The 17,519-nt window shown below is 65.4% G+C and carries 27 protein-coding genes; 15 read left to right on the top strand and 12 right to left on the bottom strand.

The window, feature by feature from the left end; translation table 11 throughout:
• Window positions 1–39: 39 nt before the first annotated feature.
• From V5F74_RS24890 to V5F74_RS24880, 3 genes are all read right to left on the bottom strand, one after another.
• Window positions 40–375, bottom strand: coding sequence for a hypothetical protein (locus V5F74_RS24890; protein WP_394010379.1), 336 nt, complete (start codon window positions 373–375; stop codon window positions 40–42).
• Window positions 376–585: 210 nt separating this feature from the next.
• Window positions 586–1,851 carry a hypothetical protein gene (locus V5F74_RS24885; RefSeq protein ID WP_394010378.1) on the bottom strand — a complete coding sequence of 422 codons (1,266 nt, stop codon included), beginning with the start codon at window positions 1,849–1,851 and terminating at the stop codon, window positions 586–588.
• Window positions 1,852–1,888: 37 nt separating this feature from the next.
• Window positions 1,889–2,311, bottom strand: a complete 423-nt coding sequence (locus V5F74_RS24880; protein ID WP_394010377.1) for a hypothetical protein — start codon at window positions 2,309–2,311, stop codon at window positions 1,889–1,891.
• A 47-nt stretch (window positions 2,312–2,358) separates the two neighbouring features.
• Between V5F74_RS24880 and V5F74_RS24875 the strand changes: the two genes are divergently transcribed.
• Complete coding sequence (locus tag V5F74_RS24875; protein ID WP_394010375.1) at window positions 2,359–2,601, top strand: hypothetical protein; 243 nt, start codon at window positions 2,359–2,361, stop codon at window positions 2,599–2,601.
• On the opposite strand, the gene V5F74_RS24870 is transcribed toward V5F74_RS24875, so the two are convergent.
• Both V5F74_RS24870 and V5F74_RS24865 read right to left on the bottom strand, forming a co-directional pair.
• Window positions 2,598–3,296, bottom strand: coding sequence for a hypothetical protein (locus V5F74_RS24870; RefSeq protein ID WP_394010374.1), 699 nt, complete (start codon window positions 3,294–3,296; stop codon window positions 2,598–2,600). The two genes, V5F74_RS24875 and V5F74_RS24870, sit on opposite strands and share 4 nt — an antisense overlap.
• Window positions 3,283–3,843, bottom strand: a complete 561-nt coding sequence (locus tag V5F74_RS24865) for a hypothetical protein (RefSeq protein ID WP_394010373.1) — start codon at window positions 3,841–3,843, stop codon at window positions 3,283–3,285. The genes V5F74_RS24870 and V5F74_RS24865 overlap by 14 nt, the downstream gene beginning before the upstream one ends.
• 518 nt (window positions 3,844–4,361) lie before the next feature.
• Between V5F74_RS24865 and V5F74_RS24860 the strand changes: the two genes are divergently transcribed.
• From V5F74_RS24860 to V5F74_RS24795, 14 genes are all read left to right on the top strand, one after another.
• The gene (locus V5F74_RS24860; RefSeq protein WP_394010372.1) at window positions 4,362–5,420 is read left to right on the top strand and encodes a hypothetical protein; all 1,059 of its coding nucleotides are present in this window, start codon (window positions 4,362–4,364) and stop codon (window positions 5,418–5,420) included.
• 173 nt (window positions 5,421–5,593) lie between these two features.
• Window positions 5,594–6,880, top strand: a complete 1,287-nt coding sequence (gene parM, locus V5F74_RS24855) for a plasmid segregation protein ParM domain-containing protein (protein ID WP_394010371.1) — start codon at window positions 5,594–5,596, stop codon at window positions 6,878–6,880.
• A 463-nt stretch (window positions 6,881–7,343) separates the two neighbouring features.
• Entirely contained in the window at window positions 7,344–7,727 is a 384-nt protein-coding gene (locus tag V5F74_RS24850) for a hypothetical protein (protein WP_394010370.1), read from the top strand.
• A complete protein-coding gene (locus tag V5F74_RS24845; protein WP_394010369.1) occupies window positions 7,727–8,104 on the top strand; it encodes a hypothetical protein in 378 nt (125 codons plus the stop codon). Before V5F74_RS24850 ends, V5F74_RS24845 begins: the two co-directional genes overlap by 1 nt.
• Window positions 8,097–8,411 carry a hypothetical protein gene (locus V5F74_RS24840; protein ID WP_394010368.1) on the top strand — a complete coding sequence of 105 codons (315 nt, stop codon included), beginning with the start codon at window positions 8,097–8,099 and terminating at the stop codon, window positions 8,409–8,411. The genes V5F74_RS24845 and V5F74_RS24840 overlap by 8 nt, the downstream gene beginning before the upstream one ends.
• Window positions 8,412–8,452: 41 nt before the next feature.
• Complete coding sequence (locus V5F74_RS24835; protein WP_394010367.1) at window positions 8,453–8,599, top strand: hypothetical protein; 147 nt, start codon at window positions 8,453–8,455, stop codon at window positions 8,597–8,599.
• Between the two features lie 30 nt (window positions 8,600–8,629).
• A complete protein-coding gene (locus tag V5F74_RS24830) occupies window positions 8,630–9,079 on the top strand; it encodes a hypothetical protein (RefSeq protein WP_394010366.1) in 450 nt (149 codons plus the stop codon).
• Window positions 9,076–9,522 (top strand): hypothetical protein, encoded by a 447-nt coding sequence (locus tag V5F74_RS24825; protein ID WP_394010365.1) that lies wholly within the window; start codon window positions 9,076–9,078, stop codon window positions 9,520–9,522. The genes V5F74_RS24830 and V5F74_RS24825 overlap by 4 nt, the downstream gene beginning before the upstream one ends.
• Window positions 9,515–9,982 carry a hypothetical protein gene (locus tag V5F74_RS24820; protein ID WP_394010364.1) on the top strand — a complete coding sequence of 156 codons (468 nt, stop codon included), beginning with the start codon at window positions 9,515–9,517 and terminating at the stop codon, window positions 9,980–9,982. The genes V5F74_RS24825 and V5F74_RS24820 overlap by 8 nt, the downstream gene beginning before the upstream one ends.
• 12 nt (window positions 9,983–9,994) lie before the next feature.
• On the top strand, window positions 9,995–10,249 hold the full coding sequence (locus tag V5F74_RS24815) for a hypothetical protein (RefSeq protein WP_394010363.1): 255 nt from the start codon (window positions 9,995–9,997) through the stop codon (window positions 10,247–10,249).
• Window position 10,250: 1 nt separating this feature from the next.
• Window positions 10,251–11,672 carry a 3'-5' exonuclease gene (locus V5F74_RS24810; RefSeq protein WP_394010362.1) on the top strand — a complete coding sequence of 474 codons (1,422 nt, stop codon included), beginning with the start codon at window positions 10,251–10,253 and terminating at the stop codon, window positions 11,670–11,672.
• The gene (locus tag V5F74_RS24805) at window positions 11,665–12,288 is read left to right on the top strand and encodes a DUF1643 domain-containing protein (protein WP_394010361.1); all 624 of its coding nucleotides are present in this window, start codon (window positions 11,665–11,667) and stop codon (window positions 12,286–12,288) included. Before V5F74_RS24810 ends, V5F74_RS24805 begins: the two co-directional genes overlap by 8 nt.
• A 129-nt stretch (window positions 12,289–12,417) precedes the next feature.
• A complete protein-coding gene (locus tag V5F74_RS24800; RefSeq protein WP_394010359.1) occupies window positions 12,418–13,125 on the top strand; it encodes an outer membrane protein in 708 nt (235 codons plus the stop codon).
• A 121-nt stretch (window positions 13,126–13,246) separates the two neighbouring features.
• Entirely contained in the window at window positions 13,247–13,807 is a 561-nt protein-coding gene (locus V5F74_RS24795; protein ID WP_394010358.1) for a hypothetical protein, read from the top strand.
• Between the two features lie 94 nt (window positions 13,808–13,901).
• Here the strand turns inward: V5F74_RS24795 and V5F74_RS24790 are convergent, their stop codons facing one another.
• From V5F74_RS24790 to V5F74_RS24760, 7 genes are read right to left on the bottom strand one after another with little or no spacing between them, the layout of a single operon-like run.
• Window positions 13,902–14,198, bottom strand: coding sequence for a hypothetical protein (locus V5F74_RS24790; RefSeq protein WP_394010357.1), 297 nt, complete (start codon window positions 14,196–14,198; stop codon window positions 13,902–13,904).
• Window positions 14,179–15,012, bottom strand: coding sequence for an MT-A70 family methyltransferase (locus V5F74_RS24785; protein ID WP_203196950.1), 834 nt, complete (start codon window positions 15,010–15,012; stop codon window positions 14,179–14,181). The genes V5F74_RS24790 and V5F74_RS24785 overlap by 20 nt, the downstream gene beginning before the upstream one ends.
• Entirely contained in the window at window positions 15,009–15,401 is a 393-nt protein-coding gene (locus tag V5F74_RS24780; RefSeq protein ID WP_394010356.1) for a type II toxin-antitoxin system VapC family toxin, read from the bottom strand. The genes V5F74_RS24785 and V5F74_RS24780 overlap by 4 nt, the downstream gene beginning before the upstream one ends.
• A complete protein-coding gene (locus tag V5F74_RS24775) occupies window positions 15,398–15,601 on the bottom strand; it encodes a type II toxin-antitoxin system VapB family antitoxin (protein ID WP_394010355.1) in 204 nt (67 codons plus the stop codon). The genes V5F74_RS24780 and V5F74_RS24775 overlap by 4 nt, the downstream gene beginning before the upstream one ends.
• Complete coding sequence (locus V5F74_RS24770; protein ID WP_394010353.1) at window positions 15,601–16,203, bottom strand: hypothetical protein; 603 nt, start codon at window positions 16,201–16,203, stop codon at window positions 15,601–15,603. The genes V5F74_RS24775 and V5F74_RS24770 overlap by 1 nt, the downstream gene beginning before the upstream one ends.
• Window positions 16,204–16,222: 19 nt before the next feature.
• A complete protein-coding gene (locus tag V5F74_RS24765; RefSeq protein WP_394010352.1) occupies window positions 16,223–16,657 on the bottom strand; it encodes a DUF4326 domain-containing protein in 435 nt (144 codons plus the stop codon).
• Window positions 16,654–17,514, bottom strand: coding sequence for a DUF5131 family protein (locus V5F74_RS24760; protein WP_394010351.1), 861 nt, complete (start codon window positions 17,512–17,514; stop codon window positions 16,654–16,656). The genes V5F74_RS24765 and V5F74_RS24760 overlap by 4 nt, the downstream gene beginning before the upstream one ends.
• Between the last annotated feature and the right edge of the window lie 5 nt (window positions 17,515–17,519).

The following is a 17,519-nucleotide window of genomic DNA, read 5'->3' as shown; positions in this document are numbered from 1 at the left end:
CGAGGAGGGCTTCGAGTTGGCTGGATAAGGGGTCGAGGATCAGGCGCAGGCCAACGCCATGCTCACGCGGGAGCACCCGCCAAGTGCCGCGCTGGTGCGCGAAAGAGCGGACGTGGACGAAGCAGCCAAAAGCACGGCTGCCTCGGCGAGCATCATCGCCTGTTCGAGGGAACACCCGGTCCCATCGTTAAGCAGGATATATGCGGCACCATCCGGAAGCTCGGAGACGTGGAAAAGCCAAGTCTTGGCGTCCACTTGCGAGATCTGAATGAAAAACCGGCGCTCGTCCTGGACATCGTCTCGACACCAAAAACGTCCATCAAGGACGGATCTCCAGCGGCCTGGTGATGCAGGTATATAATCGCTCGTATTCATCACGGCCTCTTCCACGAAGGCCGTATTTGACCCCCTCATGCTCCGGCCCTCGCATTCGTTAGAGTAGCGACGGCATATCCGGGACAAACCCTCGATCACCGCCGATAAGACTTAACAAGCTGTGCATTGCTCGTGTCAATCCTTAAGGGTTCTGTGAGAAGGGGTGTTGAAGTGCCGCGAGGCCGTCCCCAAAATGGGGGATGACTCCGGTTACTTTCTCTCGATGCGAATAAGCCGGCTTAGGAGATGGACGCATTCATCGGATGGGCGCGTGCTCTGGGCGAATGCACGTAGCGTAATAGCCAGCTCCGCATCGATAAAACTGGTAGGCAGACGCAGGACGAATTCTTGGCTGTCATCCCGGAAACTCACGGGTGGTACGCGTCTACGCCGTCGCTCCAAGTAACTTGCTGCCCCTACGGCGGGGGTGGGCTCCATGGCATGCAAAAAGCGCATGTCTGGCGAAGATATGTATGCGCGGCATGCATAGATTGAGAAACCGTTTACAAAGTCTCTCTGTAGTACAGCGTTGAAAGCTTTGTGTTTTAGGCAAATTGTATACAGCGGCGCATCCGGGCCCACGACAGTCGCATCCGTGAACAAGGCGCGAACGGTAGTGAAGGTATCTCCTAACTCTTCAATCCACGCGGTGATCGTGTCCTTTTCAACCGATGCGATCGCCTTGGAGGCCTCAAACGGCACGATTTCCCCAGAGGAGTTGCGCACAAGAGCGCGTTCACCCGAGGATGAGTATTGATACTGCAAAGCTTCTGATGGCCCCAGAACTGCGTCTGACGCACTGCCCAAGAATTGGGCTTCCCATCGCGGATACAAACCACTGTCCGGCAGCGGCAAAGGCTCAATGCCGGCCTCCGTCGTTGCCCATATCCGTGAACTCCCCCCTGCGGCATAAATGAGCGCCTGCCGGCTGTCCTCCTTCTTCTCAATCCACTTGCGCTGGACGGCGGCCAGGCGAATCCCCTCTATCGCTTCGGGGCTCAAGACGCTGACCGTCCGCGGGACCGACAACGGCTCGTCATCGAGCGGCTGCACCTGCCCGGCTAGACGCGAAAACGCAGCGGATAGCCGAGAGGCGTCGTTGCCATCGCTCGTCATCACCACAAGGTCGTGCGACAGCGCCCTGCCCCCCAGGGCAGCGATCGCCGCCACCGCCAGCAAGGCGTCTTCGTCGTCAGCGCCGCCGCCGGTTGGAAGCACCGAGCCTGAGCGCCGAACGAACGGTCCCGGCGCAACGGGAGGGCCACCCACGCGGACGATCCCCCCACCCACCGCGAAAAGTGCCGGCGCTCGATGGCCGTAGAGCAGGGCCTGCGTTTCAACCTCGCTCACGGGGCCAGCCACAAGCCGGGCCGGGAAGTGGACCGCAACCGGCGCGTCGCCGTCAGTCTCGCCCGGGCGGGCGGCGGATACCCACCTGCTGGTCAGATCGAGGAAGATCGGATCGAAATCTTTCATGGGCCTCACGTTGTGCTTCGGACCAGGCGGCGCAGCCTCACAGGCCGGCCGCGGCCTCGATCGCGGCGCGCTTGCAACGCAGCCACGCCCTCGCGGAAATCAGCTTGTCGGTGTCCGTCCAGCCCGGGCCCGTCGAACGGCGCTTCAGCCGTGAGCGGATCAGCTTCAGGCGGCGCGGCACCCGCTGCCAGTGCTCGCCGCAGATCCACTCGGTGCCGGGCCCCAACGGCGGCTCGTTTTTCCGGTCGCCGCGGGTCCGCTCGCAGAACGGAACGCAGCACCTCACCCGAATGGCAACACCAGGACCTGGGATCGTGCCGGTCCGGCAGGTCGAGCACTGCAAGGTGCCGGCCCATTGCGTCCACTCGAGCTCGCCCGAGCAACGCGAACAGCAGCCGCCCCGGAAGACAAGCCGGCCCCGCGCCGGTTCATCAATCTGCGACGAAGACTTCGCGGTCATGCCGGCCCCCCGGAACCGCTGGCGACGGCATCGCGTTGCGATTCACCATGAAGCCCGACTGGAAAAGGCCACTGGCACGGGTTCTCCGCCTCAAGGGCGGTGAAGAGCTCCGCACGCTCCGCGACGCAGGCGAATTCGCGCAGCGCAGGTGGGGCCAGGTCCGGAAGTCGGCCGCCATCCAGCACACCGTGGAACTGCTGATGCGCGCCGCGGAGACGGGCGACGCCGGTGACATCGCCGAGGCCACAGCACAGCTCGAGCACACGCTGGTGAGCCGTCACGAGATCTAGGCCAGGCATGGTGTGACCTCCTCAATGGGAGGATCGGCTTCAACGAAGGGGCGGGATCGCAGCTGACGGCACACGGCTCGGGTCACGTCGCGCCCCGGCATTTCCCATGACATTGCGTGGAAAAGGTCGCACCGGGTCCACCGGGACGGAACCCGCATGCCAGCCCTCGCCGCTTCGGTGCGCAGCTCAGAATTCCACAGAAGCTCGAGGAGATCAGGCGAGGCCAATGGCTTCGACCGGCCCTCACGTCCGCGGCCGGGCAGCTTCCAGCCGCCTCGCGTGTCCCCTGCGATCTCCGGATATCGCCACGTCTCAGCGCCCGAAGGCAGCTCGGGCCCCTTCCAGATCGCATAAGACCCCGGCAAAGTCTGGAACTTCCGGACCTCGAACCACTTCGCTGCGGCCACCACCGCGACGAAGTGGCCATAACGCGTGAAAGCCTTGGTCTGCGCCTCGACCCGGTCGAGGGTATCCTTCTCCGACTTGATCTCGAACAGCAGGATGCGTTCGGGTTCCACCGCCGCCACATCGACGCGGCGGCCGCCGCAAACGAGCTCGTGAATGATCCGGGCCTGCGGCAAGTGGGCACGAAGGTACAGGACGAGGGCGTCGCGGATCTCCCACTCCGCCGCGGACCCGCGGCGAACCCGGGCCGGCGTCTCCGCCGTCGCCGCGACGACATCAACCGCGGACATGACCAGCCGGCGGCGCGAGGCCCGCCCTCTCCGACAGAACACGCCCCGGCCGATGCCACGGCCAGAACCCCTGAGCCCCGCGAGCGGGAACAGGTTCGTCGAAGCGCTCCACGTCAGACAGGGGCCAACCGAACATGCTGTGATCCTGCCGGTCGCTGTCATTCAGCCCGGCAAGGCCCGGCGCGATCTCGTTTGCAGGCACGCCACGCCCAAGGACGGCTGTCCCGAGGACCGCCGACAAAGGGAGAAGACCGGGCGCATCGAGCGCGCGCTTGAGAAAGTCGAGCGCGTCCGCCAACAGGCCCGTGGTCCACGCATCCTCACCGGCAAGCCGGTCAACCAGGTCACGCACCTCGGCCGGCCGGACCGGCCGTGCCCCGGCGTGGATCGCGATGCGCCGCCCAACCCTTCCCGCGGGAGGACGGCGGGACCGGAACTCGTAGGGCTTTACGCGGTAGACGATCAGCGAAGCCCAGGGCTGCCAGACGGTCAGCGCCCCGAGGGTGCCATCGTCTTCGATCGCCTCGAGCACGGAAGGTGCGTTCATGACCGTCCCCTCTCAGGCGCTGGGCCGCCCCGGCGTGTTGTCGTTCAAGCCCGGCGAACCGGGCTGACGGGCGGGCCAGCCACATAGCGTGGCCCGAGACGCCGCCCGAACAGGCGGCGTCGGACGGCGAGGAGCGAGCCCGAGCAAGGGAGCGAGACGCGCGGAGAGGGCTCTCAGGAGCTTCTGCGTGACGAAGGTCTGCCAATCCAAATCCATCACAGGCCCTTCTGCGAAAGCTGGTCGCGAACGAACTGGTCGGACGCCGCCTGGCGCTGCGACGCTGACAGCGTGGCGCACCCTGCCAACAGCAGGGCAGCGGCGACCACGGCGAACCTCCGTAATGACGACATCATGGGCACTCCGGCTTCTGCGACCCACTCGGCCGCAGACCGCATCATGTGCCCGCCGTTAGCGACGATCAACGCAAATAAGCGTCGATAAACGACAACGAACGCATTTCCGCGCCTCCTACCTGTGTTACGCTGATTGCCGGACGGTAACGTAGGTTAGGAATGAATATGGATAACCGGAGCGAAGGGCCGCCCAAGGGCGGCGCCGAGGCGAGCCGGAGGAGCGAAGCGACGGAGCGCGAGTACGAGAGGCGGGCGCGACGCTTCCTCGAGTGGCTGAAAAGCCGCTCGATGCCCGCCGATTGGCAGGGGCTCGTGCTCGCCTACGAGGCCCTGACGCGGGATCTGAAGCCGGCGAGCCGGCGGCAGTACCGCGCTGCGCTGCGGTTTTGGATCGAGCGCTACCTGTCGATGCTGGCTGCAACGCAGTTCAGCGAGCAGGTGGCCGAGATCGACCGCCGATGGCGGGCGGCGCGGAAGGGGGGAAAGGCGGGCGGGGGTGGTGGGCGCAAGGGCGGCGGGCTCTTGAGACAGATGCCGGAAGAGGTTCGGCGGCAGATCGCGACAACTCTCTATGCGCTCGGAACGACCTACGGCCTCATCGCGGGTGACATCATTCTTGCCGGTCCCGTGCTCGGTTTGCGGCCGAAGGAGTGGGCGGAAACGACCCTCGAAGGCGATGTTCTGCGGGTGAAAAACTCGAAATATATCGAGGGGTTACGGGCCAACGGCCCGGTGCGGGAATTGGTGGTGGATCGGGCGAAGATGGCGCCCGACGAAATCGAGGCCATGAGCCGTCTCGTGCTCTCCATGCAGGGGCGGACCTGGGCCGCGTTGCGACCCAAGCTGCAGCCGGTTCTCAAGGCGGTGATCGGCGATCTCGTGAGCGGGGGGATCATCGCGAAACGCTGGAAACGCCTGCGTTTCTACGACGCCAGGCACCAATATGCGGCCGAGCTGAAAGCGACGCTGGATGCCACGAAGGGCGAGGTGGCGGCGGCGATGGGGCACGCCAGCGCGATGACGGCGCTGCACCACTACGGGCGGCGCAAACGCGCCGAACGGCCTTCGGCGGTGCGGCCAACGGCCGAATCCGTCGCGGCGGTGAAGGCGAACACCGTGGCGCGGCTGACGGCGCAGATGGTGAAGCGGCGGAGGACCGGGCCCGAAGGGGCGGCCGGGCCTGCCGCTTCCGGAGCCGGGGCGTCGGTGAAAGTGGACAAATAGGATAGAATTCAATGGCTTGCGTAAGAACGGGCCGATATGTCGCGACTGATTGAGGCTTATCGAGACACATAAGGCGTTGTCATCCGATATCATCCGATGTAATCGGATATCATCCGATGTAATCCGTTATCATCGATCGACGACGGAGCAATGCGGAGAGCGCGAGGACTGCAATGCCGATGACGCAGGTCGAGGCCAAGGGTTCCGCCCGCAAGCCGGGTGTTGGGAAGGCAGCGCCGCCTCGGGCGGCCAAGAAGGAGACTCCGGACGTGAACATCCCTGTCACTGCAATCGAGGGCGAGGTGGCGGACCTGTCCACGGCGCCGAAGCCGGTGGCCCTCCCGGGCCCGGCTCTCTGCGTCGCCGTGGACGATGGTCATTCGGAGACCAAGATCGCCTATCTCCGGGATGGCGTGAGCGGGCCGATCGTCACCACGTCGTTCCCCAGCCGAACCGCCCGCGGCCTGATCGAGGTCGATGCGCACGGCGGCGCAGGTGCGAACGCCTACCGCACCTATGATGAAGAAGAGCGCGTCGGCGGCGGCGATGGCGATATCATCATGATTGTCCCCCGCGGCCGAAATGCCGAGGAGACGGGCGACAATCGGACCCAGGACTATCCCACCAGCGACCGTAACCGGGCCCTCGTCCACCATGCGCTGCACCTGGTGGCGCCCAAGGGCGCTCAGGTCCGGATCGGGACCACCCTCCCCTATTCCGACTTCCACCAGCCGGTCACGGGGGCACACAACGTTCGGCTGATCGAGGCGAAGAAGGCCAACATCGCCAAGCCCGTGCGGCTCATCGACCGTAAGTCCCTCGCGAACCTGCCGCTGCCCTACGAAGTGGCCGACCACGGCGTGTACTCCGAGGGCGTCGCCGCGTTCTTCGACTGCATGCTCAACCTCGAGGATGGCGCCCTCAGCCTCAACGCTCCGTTCTGTGAGCGCTTCGACTATGTCCAGTCGTTCGCGGTCGTGGATGTGGGAGGCAAGACGACGGATATCGTCTACGGCACGTGGTCGGGAAACCCCGAGGACCAGCCGATGATTAACATCGCGCAGTCCGAGAGCCTGAAGGCCGGCGTGCTCGATGCCGCCGACGATCTCGAGAGCCTCATCAAGAACCAGTTCAACGTGCGCTCGGTGGTGGACCGGGAGAACGCGCTGGTGAAGCGGAAGGTGCCCATCTACGGCGAGCTCCGCGACATCGGCAGTCTGGTCGATGCCGCGATCAAGCCGCTCGCCACGCGCATTCGCGAGGCGGTCTATCGGCACGCCGAGGACGGAAGCGGCCTCGCCTATGTGATCTTCGTTGGCGGGGGCAGTGTGCTGCTGCAGCAGCACCTCGAAGTGCTGTTCGATGCCAGCCTCGTCTATGTGCCTCCGGAGCCGCGCTTCTCCAATGCGCGCGGCGTTCTGAAGATCATGCTCGCAGAGGGAGATGGCGCCGACCACTGATGGCCGGCGTGCTCATGGCAGCTCCGTTCCCAAGGACGGAGCGCGCGGCAGAGGGGTTAGCCGTGACGAATAAAGAAGAACTGCCCGAAGCGGCAGGCCGGAGCCCGCGGCAGGGCGAAATGGTCAAGCGAGATGGCTTCACCTGGCCGCTTGCCCTGGCTGGCTATCGAGATCTGTACGACCACCTTTACACCCATCAACCCCCCGGGCGCCGTCGCGCCGTCATGCAAGAGCTGATGCTCAGGGGTCTGCAGGCCCAGACAGGTGGAGCGCTATCGCCCCCGCCGGTCGTCACATCGCAAGCGTCGGTGATGCCGCCGAAGGCACGGCCGACCCCTGCGGTGCGTCCCCCCTCCGATCTACCGCCCACCTCGCCGGCACCAGCGGGCGGCAAGGTGAAGCTCGGGGCGGTCAGAGGGTTCAAGGCCTGAGACTTGTTCGTATCGGCCGAGGAGAAGTGTCCATGATCCGCGTCCGCACCCCGGTTGACCTCCTACGTCTCACGCGCGGGGTGTTCCTTCCCGCGGGCCTCTTCAGCATCAGCGGCCCCCTCCTCCTTGGTGAGCTGGTGCCGCAGCCCGCCGCCGGGCTGTCCATCGCGCTCGGGCTGCTCTTCGTGCTCCTGGTCTACTGCGAGCATGTGCTGGCCCCCCGGCTCCCGGCGGAGCCCACGGGTCGGGCAGATGGAAACCACGACTTCGTGCCGAAGCGGGTCCGGCACGCCTGGCACGATGCCGAAGCGATCTTCTGGCGGCACATGCCCCCTGACCTCGCCGATCACGCCCGAGCTGAGCTCGAAGCGGCGCGCAGAACGATGCGCCGCGCCATCTATGGTGGAGACTTCTGATGCGAATGCCGCGTGTTTCAATCGACCTGCCCGCGGCAGGTCTCAGCCTGATCCTCATCGTCAGCGGCGGTGGCGCCCTGGTGAAGGGCGGCGAGCCTGGCTTCCTGGTGGTTTGGCTCGGCTCGGTGTCGTTCTATCTGCTGTTTGCAGATCAGTCGGCGCGAGGGCATCGCGCGCAGCTCGTGCGCAGATACCTGATGGCGGCCGTTGCGTGCAGCATCGGAATCGCCTCCGCGGCTTCGCTGCTCGCCGGCCCGACCACAGCCAGCGTCATTCTCCACCTTTGCCTGATCGTGAACGGCGTGGCCACGGGACACGTCGCCTACGGCCTGTGGCGCGCGTCGCGGCTGGCTGGCGTGGAGGCCGCTCATGACTAAGTGGGATCTCGGCTCAAGGCCGAAGCCCTTCGCGCCGGCCTCCCGGCCGCCGGCGATCGCGGCCGCGTTCTTCGCCGGAGAGTGTGCAATCGCCGGACTGATCGTGTTCCTGGTGGCCGTCGAGCTCAGTCCTCCGGGAAGTGAGGCGGCGGCTGCTCTTCCTCAGGGAGCGGTGGTGCTGGCGGCGTGGCTCTTCACGACCGCCCTCCTCACGATTGGCGTTGGCATCTCCGTGGGCATCTCAACGTTGCTCAAGGAGCGGCGTGCCCGTGCTGCGCACCGCGTGCGCCATGATGGAGGCGCTTGATGCTCAGTCGGTGTTTTGCCCGTCTCGGTAGGTCGGTCGTCTTGCACGGGCTCGTCTTCATCGCCGTCTGCACCATCTCGAGCGGCTGCTTCATGGCGCTCACGCTGCTTGCCACCAACCCCGTGGTGGCCGCCGTCTTCCTCTACGTCGTCGCATTAATGGGACTAGCTTTTTTGTTGGCCTGGTGAGGGGCGGGCGGGTGCGACCCCGACCACGAAATGGATAAGGCGAAGATCATGATTGATGCACACTCCGTCCGGCGCGCGCCGGCCTTCTCGATCGACCGGCCGGCGGCAGTGTCTGCCGCGCTCGTAGCCCTGGGTGGCTTCTTCGCGATGCACGACGCCGGAGAAGGCTGGGATGGCGCCCTCATGGTCATGCTGGGCGTCGCCTCCCAATACCTGCTCACGGCCGACCGCCCTCCGGTGGTGGGTCCGCGGTTTGTCACGGGCCGCATGAGCATCCTCATCGCGATCCAGGTTGCCATCCTGGGCAGCTGGCTCGCGAGCCTGCTAGCGGACCCGATCGTTGCCCGGTTGGTGCTGCTCGGCGCGCTCCTGTTCAACGGCATCGTCTTAGGGTGGGCCGTGAACATGACCATCAGCAACCGTCGAGCCCGGGCCCTGGCGAAAGCTCTCGAAGATAATCGTCGTGGAGCACGCCGATGAACAGCGAACCTCGCAAAGCCCACGGTCGTCGGCTCTCGGTCAACTGGCCCGCGGTGGTGATATCTGGCTGTTTGCCCGTTGTGGGGTATCCGGCGCTGCTTCACGGTGGCTTCTACGGTGCTCTCATGGTCGTGCTGGGCGTTTCGGCGGCCTATATGATCCTGGCGCACCTCACCGTCGCCCAGATGGCTATCCGCCGTTCGCTTGTGCTCGGTCTGCTGCTCGGTCTCCTGTTCAGCACCGTGGCCGGTTCACTCGCACTGGGTTACGCAGCGTCGTCTCCAACATTCGCTCGGCTGGGGCTTCTGACCACCCTCCTGTTCAACGGGGGCGTGTTCACCTGGGCGTTGGACGCCGCGATCTATCGCCGCCGCCGAGCGATGGAGGACGAGGCCGCCGATCGCCGCCGGCGCGAGAGCGAGAGGGAGGCGAATCTTGACTGACGTTTCCTCTCATCAGGCCGCGGCACGCCGCGAGCTGCTGCAGATTTTGCCGGCCGGGCTACTTCTCGGTGTGACCCTGCTCGCGAACTTCGAGTTGTGGGAGATCGCCACCGCGACTGCCGTGTTCGCCGCCGCCGGCGTCTGCTTCGTGGTCAGCGGCGCCCTCGTCTTTGGCTTGAAGGTCGTTCTGGGGAAATTCTTCGCCCGCCACGGCGTGTCCGCGCGGGTGCGAGCCCTATGCGCCGAAGGCGCCTTCATCGGGCTGATCGTGGTCGTCTTGCTCGCCCAGCTCGTGGAGTTTCTGCCAACGGCGGATCGCGGTGCGGCTCTGCCCATCGTCGTGGCCGGGTTGGCGGCGTGGGTCGTCTTTGTGGCGGTGCTTGTCGGCGGAGCGGCTGTTGCTGCCCGGCTCCAGAGGCGTCGCCGCCTTCATCGCAACGCTCCGAGAGCGGGCACCTAAGGGAGAGCGCAGATGATCTACCCACGGAATGAATTCAACGACGGGGTGGCGGCGTTGGCGGGGTTTCTAGCGGGGTCAGTCGTTGGCGGCATCCTGATGATGGCCGCAATCCTCTATGCGAGGACAAACGACCTGGTGGGGCCAGAGTCTCCCGGGTGGACGATCGCTCTATTCGTCCCCTCGCTCGCCATCGCGCTGGTGGGCGGTTGCACGTGGCTCTTCTACCAGCTGTTCCTGCGCCTGCAGCGGCGCATCGAGCTCCGCTGACATGGAAGCGCGAGATCTCCCGCCCCCGGCGAAGCGCTGGACGCCCGAACAGACGCGCGTCCTCAATGCCGAGGGCGCGGTGTCTATCGTCCACGCCAGGTCTGGCGCCGGCAAGACGACGGTCCTTCGCGGCTACGCCAAGAAGCGCCCCCAGCGCCGCATCCTCTACCTGGTCTTCAGCAAACCGAACCAGATCGAGGCGGAGGCCTCATTTCCCTCGAACACGAAGCCCCAGACCAGCCACTCTCTCGCCTTCGGCGTCACCGGCCTGCGCTATCGCCGCAAGGGGCTGGCCGACACAAAGCCGGTCGCGGTGAGCCGCATCTTTGGGACGAGCAACGCCACCGCGTCCGCCGCCATCGGGCTGGTGAGGAAGTTCCTTTCGTCGGGCTGCGATACGGTCGCAGCGGTTGTGGACCCCCGCAACATGAAGGACCGAAGCGCCCTGCCCTATGCCGAACAGCTCTGGGAGCTGATGAAGGACCCCAACCGGCGGGACGTGCCCATGCCGCACGACGGCTACCTGAAGCTATTCGACCTCGAGGGGCACGTCGTGAAAGGCTACGACGCCATCCTTTTCGACGAGGCCCAGGACGCCAACCCTATCACCGTCAACATCCTCAAGCGGCAGAACATCCCCCTTGTGGTCGTAGGCGACCACTATCAGTCCATCTATGGGTTTCGCGGCGCAGTGGACGCGCTCGAGCAGTTCTCGGGGGAGCACTTTATGCTCACCAACACCTTTCGGTTCGGTCCAGAGATCGCCCAGGCCGCCAATTCGGTGCTCTCGATGTTCGGGGAAAGGGACCTCATTGTCGGCCGTGGCGGGCCGTCCCAGCTCCACAGGGACGGCAAGCCGGAGGGCCCCTACACGTTCCTGTCGCGCACCAACGCGGGCGTCATCCACCATGGCATCGCTTCGGGCACCAAGAAGCTGCACTTCGTCGGTGGGTTCGAGAACTACCGGACCGAGCGGATTCTGGATGCCTACTTCCTCTACGCCCGAATGCCGGGCGAGGTCCGGGACCATGAGTTCCGTGAATTCTCCCGGTTCGATCAGCTCGTCGAGTACGGCGAGGAAATCGACGACATGGAGATCAACGCGATCGTGGAGATCGTGAAAGCGTTCGGCATGACGACACCCCTCCGTCTCGACGACCTGCGCGCGCGATCCGCGGTGCCGGCCGAGCAGGCGGAAATAACCATGGCGACATTCCATCGCTCCAAGGGCCTGGAATGGGACAACGTTGTTCTGGGCGACGCATTCGACTGGTCGAAGTTCCTCGAGGAGGACCCGCGCAAGCGCCTCGCGAAGTTCCGAGAAGAGCTGAATTTGCTCTATGTGGCGGCGTCTCGCGCGCGAAAGCATCTGTGGATCAATGCGACGCTCGAAGCGATCATGCGGGCCTATCCCGTTGGCTAAGCCACCCATCGGCCTGGAGCCACCCGCGCAGGCCTCCCTTTTCGGAGATCCCGAGGACGCCCACGATGCCGGCAGCACGGTGGCGTTTCCGCTCGATGCCGGCGTTCGCGGCGACGCCCTGTTCACAGGCCCGAATTCCGAATATCGCCTTTGGCTGTCCCGCGTCTGGCGGCTCGACGCTGCCGGCGCCTTCGATGTGCCGTTCGCGCTCTGGATCGGCATGAATCCAAGCACAGCCGGCCCGCGCGTCGATGACCGCACAGTTCGCCGAGAGATCGAGTTCACCCGCAAGATGGGCCTCGAGAGCTATGTGAAGGTCAACGTCTGCGATTACCGGGCGACGCAGCCGAAACGGCTGCTCGCGAGCGACGTGTTGCCGCGCAGTCCTGATAATCTGTCAACCATCATCAGCCTCGCGGAGCGTGCAGCGCGAGTCGTGCTCGCTTTTGGGTTGCTGCCGAAGCAGCTTCGCTTTATGGCTGACGAAACGGTTCTGGCCCTCTCGTCGCGGGGTATTGAACTGTCCTGTGTAGGGTTCACCAAGGATGGCCTCCCTCGTCATCCTCTCTATGTGCCCGGCAGCAGCGAGATTGTCCCCTTTAAGCGGGGCGAATAGTGGCAAAGCTGCAACACGACGCGCGATCAACGTCGATAAGCCACAATAAGCCTTGATTCGTTCCGGAGATCGCCGCAGATTTGCGAAGGGTCAGGGTCAGTCTGGCCGGATCGCAAGGGAATTCCTCTTATGAAGCACCTGTTCGCCGCATCGCTCATCGCCGTGGCCGCCCTGGGCGCGCTTGCCGCCCCCGCCACCGCCGCGGATCTCGCCACCTATCCGATCAAGGCTCCGCTGGCGCCGCCCGTTCCCGTGATGAGCTGGACCGGCTTCTATATCGGCGGCGCGGTGGGTGCGACCTTCGGTTCGACCCCCTTCAACGTGGAGCAGTTCGGCTACACCACCAACGTGGGCGAATACGGCTCCAGCTCGTTCTCGGCCGGCCTGTACCTGGGCTACAACTGGCAGGTCGCGCAGAGCTGGGTGTTCGGCCTCGAAGGCGAGGCCAACTGGCTCAACCAGTCCTTCTCCAACAACAACGGCCTGAACAGCACCTTCCTGAAGTCGGACTGGCAGTTCGCGATCTCCGCCCGTGGCGGCTATCTGCTGACCCCGTCCTCGCTGCTCTTCGCCAAGGTCGGCTGGGCGTTCACCGACGCCAACATCAACAACATCTACACCCTGCCCGGCGTGACCTACAACGACGGCTATCGCAACGGTGTCCTCGTCGGCCTCGGCCTCGAAACCCTGATCGCCAACAACTGGACGGTCCGCCTGGAAGGCGACTACACCATCAACACGCAGAACGCCTCCATCGGCGTGCCCGCCGCCGGCGCGAAGATCCAGTTCTCGCCCGACTTCCTGACCGCCCGCCTCGGCGTCGGCTACAAGTTCTGAGCTCTCAGTCCTCCCCTCTGGCCCCTGACCTAACCCCCTTGCTTGCCAGAGAAACTGAAAGGGCGGTCCTCCGGGACCGCCCTTTTTTCTTGCCTTCCGCTGCTCCACCCGGAGATCCGAAATGACCTATCAGCCTCCCGGACTGTCCCATGATGTGCAGCGCGAACGCGCGCTGATGCTCTGCGGCGCGATCGTGCCGGTGCTTTGCGCTCTCGAGGCGGCCGGCCTGGTGGGCGACAGTCCGTCCGAGCGCATGGACCTCTTCCATGTGGATCGGATCGACAATCTGGTGTCTTTCAGCCGCCTCACCAAGGGGGACGGCACCTTTATCGACTTGCGCAGCGACGCGCCTGCGGTCCTCGCCAGCCTCGAGCTCGCCTGCATCTCGCGGCCGCTCGCCGAGGTGGTCAGCAATCTGCCGGGCCACGCGGCCTCGAGGCCGCGGCGGCCAATCCAGATGTCGCATGAGGAGGCAGCAGAATTCCGGATTGCCATCACGGCCGACGATCGCGATCTCGATGCCTGGGCCCGCCGGCGGGCGGGTCAAGTGGCGCGCCAGGAGGCCGCCGGCACCCCGCTTTCGGACTTCGCGGCGGCCCGGCGCACCCTCTACGTCCAGAACGCCCTCGTTCTGCGCCAGGTGCGCGCGTTTCGCGGTGTGGCTGCGCTTCTCGGCCTCTAGATCGGCGGACAACTCGGCCGGCGCTACGGCGCGAGGTCACAAATGAAAAGGCGCCGCGGGAGTCCCGCGGCGCCTTCTTTGTTGGTGGGGTCGTTCAGTTGCAGCGGACGAACAGGGCGTTGTTGATCTCGACTGCATTCGGGCCCTTCACGAGAACGCTTACCGATCCATCCCCGTCACCATCGGCCTCGGCGGCCGGCTTGCACTTGAGGGGCGGAGCCCGATAGGTCGTTCCCTTCGCGGTCCACTTGGGCAGCGCGCAGACGCGGCGGCCACCCGAATCGCCCTCGATCCAGCTCTTGTCGGAGATCTCGACCCATGCCACCGGGTTCGAGCACATGGCTTTGCGCTCGGCGTCCGTCTTGGGCTCTTCATTCGATTGGGAGACCACCCACTTGCCCGGCTCCATCGGTGCCGGCGGCGCGCCGGCGCCCTGGGCGGTTGCTGCCGCCCCCACCAGCGCCCATACGGCGGCCGCGATCAACCCTGCCCGCTTTGCCTGTTTCATCATCGTTGTCCCTGACCTTTTTCAACGATTTGAAGGGGTCATCAAACTTGCCGATCTGATCGCCCCACGCGTCATAGCCGCTTATCACCTCTGTTGCGAAGAGCTCGGCGCCAAAATGCTCCGGTCTCATCCGCTCGAGGATCTTGTGCATCTGCGGGGGCTTGCGTGAGTGCTCCCGGCGCAGATAGTCGATGTGGCTTTCGATCAGACTGTAGTCGTCGGTTTCAATCCAGTCCTCGGTTTCGATCAAATTGCGTTGGTTTTTCACGTAAATCGTCGGCTTGCCGATGGTGCCCACCAGAAAGGGTTCCGTCGAGGACCGGAAGATGTACCCCGTGCCGAAGCACGCCTTGCCGTATTTGGTCCTTTTGACCCATGCCCCCCCCGTCTTGTACTTGAAACCCCAAACATCCATGAGCCGCATGGCCTGGTTCAGGTGCGGCCAGGTGCTCCACATCACCAGGAGGCAGTCGTCGGTCGCGAGGTGGGAGACCGGCAGCTGCATCATTTCGGGCAGCGGCATGGTCCGATAGTGCTTCTCGGGGCTCTTCTCGTAACCCTTCGCGGAGCGCATCGTGTACTGCCATGCCGGGTCGGCGAGAATTTTGCCGTACTTCATCGGTGTCAGCGTCGGGAACGGCCACGCTGGTCGCGTAGGAAGGCCGTGGGCGGCCGGGAGCGCTTCGGGGGTTGTCATCGCGCGGACGCGCTCCCCTCCGCCGTCAGCAGCCGCGGGGGAAAGCGGAACTGCTGGCACATGGCCATGTCGAGAAGGGCGTTTTCGTCCGGGGGCTCGTTGGAGCCCGGCCGGCGCTGCTGCTCACGAGCGGTGAGCGCATCGAAATATACCTGGTCGGTTGTGGGCAGAACCTTGATGCCGGCGAGCCGCGCGAAGCTCTCCGCGCCGTGCATCGCCATTTTGGCGTCGAGTCCGTGGCGGTCCATCAAGATCGTCGCGGCCTGGTAGATGGCGGCCGAGCTGGTGAACACCTTCTTGGCGGCCTCGATCGCCGTCGTCAGGTCCAGCGCCTCGGGTCCGTCTGCAAGGATCTCCGCAATCGCGGTTCCGGTGACATAGACGATCATGCGTGGCCTCCGTTGGCCTTGCCGAGGCCGATCTGCTCCTGCAGCGGCTTGATCCGGTCGCGCAGGCTCATCTCGTTGACCTGGCGCTTCAGCTCGTTCTCCACGGCGACCTTGACGGCCTCCGTCAGGCCGACACCGAGCTTGCGCGAAAGGGCGCGAACGGCCCGCTCTGTTGCGTCATTACGAACGTGGAAAGCCATCAGCAGCGCCCCCTCGGCATGGCATAGAGAATTTCGGAGTACCGCAGCTTCTCGATGAGCGTCGCCGCGCTATAGGCGTGCTGTTCGCACACCTGCACGCGGGCGACCTGAACCCTCTCCTCGATCTCGGTGCGGACACACTGGCAGATGACGAAGCTCGCTGCGGCGCGCAGCGCCCACGGCGAAACCTCGACGGAATCGCCGGCAATCACACGCCGGAAATGAGCGTCCAGCCGGCCATCGGCCGGATGGGGCTGCTCGAGCGGACAGGTCCGGTGGGACGGCAGATCGAGCACATAGCTCTGCAGCACCTGCACCGGGGCGAGAAAGCGCGGAAGCTCGGAACGCTCCAGCTCCACCCGCAAGCCCTGCCTGGTGCGCAGCACGCCGAACCAGAGCAGGTTCTCGATGTGGCGCAGCTCGAGATAGTCGATCGGGGACAGTTCGACGCCGCAGCGGTGCGCCTGGCGCCCGAGGGCCACGAGGCCACGGCCGAGGCTGTCGGCGCGTGCAGCCGCAGGACCGGGCGTGCGCTGGAATGCGCCGCGCTCGATGGCGTCGTGGAAGGTGGCCGCGAAGTGCGCGAATGTGACGTGCATCATGCCCCCCTGTCGTTTCCGGTTAAGCCGCCGCGCTGGTGGCCAGCGCTTCGCATCTCAGGCCATTGGCGAGCTCGCCGAGCACGTCCGCATGGCACGGTGCGCATGCCGTGCAGCTGACGCCGAAGGGCTTGCCCGCCTGGTGCGCGGCACAGAGCCGGCACCAGCACGCGAGGTTTCGGCCCCGGAGATCCGGAAGCCGCGTCTTGATGTCGAGGAAGTAGCCCTCGCCAGCGCGGCCGCCGCGCGCGATGGCGAGGCATGCGTGGCGCTGCCACGTGGCCGGCTGCGTCATGCAGATGGCGAAGCGCCGGACGCTTGCAGCGCGCTCGTCGGGCGTGTCGTTGACGATGACGAACGGGTTCCCGAGCCGGGTGGCGCGGTCCACCTTCACTGTGTTCGGAGGCATGCGCCAGCCGGCGCGCCGCTGCAGCTGGATGCGGGCCGGTCTGGTCATGCGGCGAGCCTCGCGGCCTCGGGGCGAGAGTCGTGGATACGACCCTCGAGGAGCCGTCCGGCCTGGCGCCGGCCGACACGGACCATGGCGGGACCCCACTTCCAAGGATGCACCGTCTCACTGCCCTTCATGCCAAGCCGTTTGGCATCCTCGGCCGGGAGCCATTCGCCATTCTGCTTGTGGTGGAAGGCGACGCCCGCCGCAGCCGCCTGGTCGCGCAGCTGGACGGCCCAGCGCGGGTTGAGGGGCGGAGCCTTGTAGGGTCCCTGATCGGTCGGCCCGCCGGTGATGATCCACTGCAGCTGATCGATATGGCGGGACGCGTCGATCTCGCTGAGGAACGGCTCGATCGAGACGAAAAGGAAGGCCGATCCCAGGGCGCCCTGGGCCTCGACGAGCTGGGGCATGCGCTGATCGAAGCGAACCTGGTCCTCGCAGCTCGTGCCCAGCGCCACGTTCGGCGGCAGGCCGCCGGCGGCCTCGGCCATGGGGATGATGTTGCCCGGGCGCTTGGTGAGCGCGAGGTAGAGGAGGTTGGGGGTCTCCCGCATCACGTCGAACACGGCGCGCCGCAGCGGCTCCGGCGCGCGATTGTCGAAGATGTCGCCCAGGGAGAGGGGGAAGACGAACGGACGCTCACCGCGTTTGGCCGCTTTCCGGTCAAGCCGATACGGCAGCCGGAAGGTGCGTTTCGCGGCCTGGCGCCGCTCTCCATGAGGTCCCCATTCGACCCGGCCGAAACGCCGTTCCATGAGGTGTTCCGCATAGCAGCCGTCGCAGCCCGGGGAGACCTTCTGGCAGCCCGTCCAGGGGTTCCAGGTGGCATCCGTCCAGCTGATGGAAGTGATCTCGCCCATAGCCG

The sequence above is a fragment of the Xanthobacter aminoxidans genome (assembly GCF_043193615.1).
Classification (GTDB): Bacteria; Pseudomonadota; Alphaproteobacteria; order Rhizobiales; family Xanthobacteraceae; genus Xanthobacter; species Xanthobacter aminoxidans.
This window is presented reverse-complemented; position numbering and strand designations above follow the sequence as displayed.